Annotated in this window: 6 protein-coding genes; all 6 read left to right on the top strand. The window is 70.1% G+C overall.

The annotated features are described in order from the left end of the window. Nucleotides 1–486 (top strand): Obg family GTPase CgtA (gene cgtA, locus NQ160_RS19560; protein ID WP_257516780.1); only part of this gene is annotated, 486 nt, incomplete at its 5' end. Continuing rightward, nucleotides 483–1319, top strand: a complete 837-nt coding sequence (gene proB, locus NQ160_RS19565) for a glutamate 5-kinase (protein ID WP_257516781.1) — start codon at nucleotides 483–485, stop codon at nucleotides 1317–1319. The genes cgtA and proB, both read left to right, overlap by 4 nt. 9 nt (nucleotides 1320–1328) lie before the next feature. Then, nucleotides 1329–2594, top strand: coding sequence for a glutamate-5-semialdehyde dehydrogenase (locus NQ160_RS19570; protein WP_257516782.1), 1266 nt, complete (start codon nucleotides 1329–1331; stop codon nucleotides 2592–2594). A gap of 50 nt (nucleotides 2595–2644) precedes the next feature. Continuing rightward, entirely contained in the window at nucleotides 2645–2869 is a 225-nt protein-coding gene (locus NQ160_RS19575) for a hypothetical protein (protein ID WP_257516783.1), read from the top strand. Nucleotides 2870–2878: 9 nt separating this feature from the next. After that, the gene (gene nadD, locus NQ160_RS19580; protein ID WP_257516784.1) at nucleotides 2879–3472 is read left to right on the top strand and encodes a nicotinate-nucleotide adenylyltransferase; all 594 of its coding nucleotides are present in this window, start codon (nucleotides 2879–2881) and stop codon (nucleotides 3470–3472) included. Next, the coding region (locus tag NQ160_RS19585; protein ID WP_257516785.1) for a hypothetical protein at nucleotides 3469–4273 on the top strand (805 nt) is incomplete at its 3' end. The genes nadD and NQ160_RS19585, both read left to right, overlap by 4 nt.

Below are 4273 nucleotides of genomic sequence, written 5' to 3' on the forward strand. Positions count from 1 at the left end.
GCGACCCTGGCGGCGACCCCCGCACCCGAGCGGGTCGTCATCCGCCCGAAGGGGTCGGAGAAGGAATTCGAGATCCGCGTCGAAGGCGGAACGTACGGCAACATTTATCGCGTGCTGGGCGCCAAACCCGTGCGCTGGGTGCAGCAGACCGACTTCCAGAACGAAGAGGCCGTCGGCTTCCTCGCCGACCGGCTCGAGAAGCTCGGGGTCGAGAACGGCCTCTACAAGGCGGGCGCGCAGGCCGGTTCCACCGTGGTCATCGGCGAGGGCGACGGCATCGTGTTCGACTGGCATCCCACGATGAGCTCCGCAGCCGAGCTCATGACCGCGCCGCGAGGCACCGACCCGCGACTCGATCTCAACCCGCGCCGCACGACGTCCCAGCGTCGCGAGCGCTACCACGAGCGCATGGATGCCAAGGCCGAGGCGCGCGCCGACCTCGAGGCCGAGCGCATCGCGCAGCGAAACGAGGAGAACGCACGGTGACCGTGACCGATCGCGCGGCGGTCCGGACGGCCCGCCGCCTGGTGGTCAAGGTCGGATCGTCGTCGATCAGCGGCGAGAACGCCGGCAAGATCCAATCGATCGTCGAAGCCCTGGCGGCAGCACACGCGCGTGGGGTCGAGGTGGTGCTGGTGTCTTCGGGAGCGATCGCCACCGGCATGCCGTACCTCGAGCTCGACGAGCGGCCCGATGATCTGGCGACCCAGCAGGCCGCCGCAGCGGTGGGCCAGAACATTCTGATCTACCGCTATCAAGAGGCTCTGCGCGCCTTCCGCGTGGTCGCGGGACAGGTGCTGCTCACCGCCGGGGACCTCGAGAACCCGACCCACCGCTCCAACGCCCGCCGGGCGATGGAGCGGCTGCTCGGCCTGCGCATCCTCCCGATCGTCAACGAGAACGACACCGTGGCGACCCACGAGATCCGCTTCGGCGACAACGACCGGCTCGCGGCTCTCGTCGCTCGGCTCATCGGGGCCGACGCCCTCGTGCTGCTCAGCGACATCGAATGCCTCTACACGCGCCCACCCTCCGAACCGGGCGCGGAGCCCATCCGCCACGTGGAGTTCGGTGACGATCTCAGCGGCTTCGAGTTCGGCTCGGTCGTCGTCAACAGCGTCGGCACCGGGGGAGCGGCCACGAAGGTCTCGGCTGCTCGTCTCGCCGCGGCATCCGGGGTCGGGGTGCTTGTCACCAGCGCCGATCTCGTGGGGGAGGCGCTGGACGGGGCGGACATCGGCACGTGGTTCGCGCCGGGCCCCGTCGCCGCCGGTGCGATCACGGGCGCGGTAGATACCGACGCGATCACCCGCGGCTAAACTGGGCCGATGACCACCCTCACCGCCCCGACGACGGCGCGCGAGCGGATGATGCTCGCGCGTGAGGCGGCCCGCAGCGTCGCCCTTCTGGATGACGGAAAGAAGGCGGCCGCGCTGCACGCGATCGCCGACGCCATCGACGCCGCAGTGGACGAGATCGCCGCCGCCAACGCGCGGGATCTCGAGCGGGGACGCTCTGCCGGTCTGTCCGAGGGCCTGCAGGATCGACTGCGGCTGGATGCCGCCCGCATCGGCGCCCTCGCCGCAGCGGTGCGCGACGTCGCGGCACTTCCCGATCCGGTCGGCCGCGTGCTCGACGACCGACAGCTTCCCACCGGCGTGCACCTGCAGAAGGTCTCGGTGCCTTTCGGCGTGATCGGCGCCATCTACGAAGCGCGCCCGAACGTCACCGTCGACATCGCCTCGCTGGCGCTGCGCTCGGGCAATGCGGTGGTGCTGCGCGGCGGCACGGCCGCCGAGCACTCGAACGCTGCGCTCGTGCGCGTCATGCGCGACGCCCTCGCCTCGCAGGGGATCGACCCCGAGGCAGTGCAGACCCTCGACGACTTCGGCCGCGACGGCGCACGTGAGCTCATGCAGGCCCGAGGCCTCGTCGATGTGCTCGTGCCCCGCGGCAGCGCCCAGCTGATCGAAACAGTGGTCACCGAGTCGTCCGTGCCCGTCATCGAGACCGGCGCCGGCGTGGTGCACATCGTGCTCGACACCACGGCGCCGCTGGAGTGGGCGCGAGACATCGTCGTCAACGCGAAGGTGCAGCGCCCCAGTGTCTGCAACGCCGTGGAGACGGTGCTGGTGCTCGCCGACGCCGCCCCGCGCCTCGTGCCGCCGGTCGTCGCGGCGCTGCAGGCCGAGGGTGTCACGGTGCACGGCGACGACGCCACACGCGATCTCGCACCCGGCGTCGTGCCCGTCACGGACGCCGAGTACGCCGTCGAGCACATGAGCCTCGACCTGTCGTTGCGCGTGGTGGCAGACCTCGATGAGGCGCTCGCCCACATCCGCGCTTATTCGACCGGCCACACGGAGTCGATCATCACCACCGACGACGCGCGGGCCGAGAGGTTCCTCGCGGAGGTCGACTCCGCCGTGGTCATGGCCAATGCCTCGACCCGCTTCACCGACGGCGGCGAATTCGGCTTCGGCGCCGAGGTCGGTATCTCGACCCAGAAACTGCACGCCCGCGGCCCGATGGGCCTGCCGGAACTCACCACCACCAAGTGGCTCGCCCGTGGTGGCGGGCAGATCCGCGCCTGACGCAATAAGCTGGACACCGCGCCACCAACGCAACCCGAAACGGAGCCCGCATGACCCTCGCTACGATCACCGCCCTCGCTGCGGCGGAGACCGAACACCACGTCGGCCTCTTCGACAACGTCGGCTACGGCATCGTCGCGCTGGTGGTGTTCCTGCTGCTCGGGCTCGTCACGGTGTCGTTCCGCAACGTCGCCAACCGTCACTCGCCGAAGGCCGAGGCTTACGCCCGCACCCACGCAGACCAGCTGACGCAGGCGGGACACGGCCACCACTAGGCCTTCTGCATGACTTCTTCGCGACCGCGCATCGGCGTCATGGGTGGGACATTCGATCCCATCCATCACGGTCACCTGGTGGCGGCCAGCGAGGTCGCGCAGTCGCTCGATCTTGATGAAGTCATCTTCGTGCCCACGGGCCAGCCGTGGCAGAAGCATGAGGTCTCGGCGGCCGAGCACCGCTACCTGATGACCGTGATCGCGACGGCATCCAACCCGCGCTTCACGACCAGTCGCGTCGACATCGACCGTGGCGGGCCGACGTACACCACCGACACACTGCGCGATCTTCGGGCGCAGCGACCGGATGCCGAGTTCTACTTCATCACCGGCGCCGACGCGATCGCGCAGATCTTCACGTGGCGCGACCATGCCGAGCTGTGGCGGTTGGCTCACTTCGTGGCCGTCTCACGCCCGGGCCACGTGCTGAACATCGAGGATCTGCCCCCGGAGGGCGTCAGCCAGCTGGAGGTCCCGGCCCTGGCCATCTCGTCGACGGATTGCCGGGATCGCGTACAGCGGGGTTTCCCGGTGTGGTATCTCGTCCCCGACGGCGTCGTCCAATACATTGCGAAGCATCACCTCTATCGGAGCCAGGCATGAGCACACCCGAGCAGCCCACTCCGCCGCTGACGCGCAAGCAGATGCGCGAACTGCGCAACACGGCGGCGACACCGATCATCACGTCGACCGAGCCTCCCGCCGAGCCTCCCGTGGTGGCCACACCGCTGCCCCGGCCGGCGACGCCGACGGCGGTGCCGCCCGCCCCCGAGCCCGACGCCAGCGTCGACCTCGATGCGCACCCGCTGACCCGCCGGCAGGCGCGACAGCAGGAGCGCATCCGCACGGCATCGGTCCCGGTCCTGACGTCGGAGCTGCTGGCGGCACACGCGGCGGAGAAGCAAGCGCAGAGCGCAGAAGCCGAGGCGGATGCCGAAGCCGCGGCGCAGGCTGAGCAGTCTCAGGATGCCGCTGTGGAGGGCACGGGGGACCAGCCCACCGTCGCGACGCCTGATTCCGACGACGAGGCAAAGTCCGAGGCCGGCGAGCCCGAGATCACCGAGGCCGACGAAGAGGTCGTTGACGAGGTTGCCGACGAGCACGAAGTCGAGTCGGAGGTCGATGCCGCCGAGGTCATCGACGCGGCCGCCGAGGCTCCCGTCGTCAACAGCGCCCTGGGTGCCGACCTACTGGCGGGCGACGCCGCCGTCGAGCTGCCGGCATCCTTCGACAACATCCTCGCGCGGGGCGCCGGCAGCACCGGCAGTCTCGCGACCTCCAACGCGCTGATCCTTTCGCAGACGCCCTCGTCCGGGCCGCTCGTCGGCGCGGTCACCGCCACCGGCGAGGTGCTCATCACGGGCACGTTCGCCCTGCCGGAGGGCCTCGGCTCCAACGGCCACG

Source organism: Microbacterium sp. zg.Y909 (assembly GCF_024626565.1).

Bases quoted from the DNA above. Each gene is read 5' to 3' on its own strand.
- NQ160_RS19575 (WP_257516783.1), top strand. From the start codon at position 2,645: ATGACCCTCGCTACGATCACCGCCCTCGCTGCGGCGGAGACCGAACAC.
- nadD (WP_257516784.1), top strand. From the start codon at position 2,879: ATGACTTCTTCGCGACCGCGCATCGGCGTCATGGGTGGGACATTCGAT.
- NQ160_RS19570 (WP_257516782.1), top strand. From the start codon at position 1,329: ATGACCACCCTCACCGCCCCGACGACGGCGCGCGAGCGGATGATGCTC.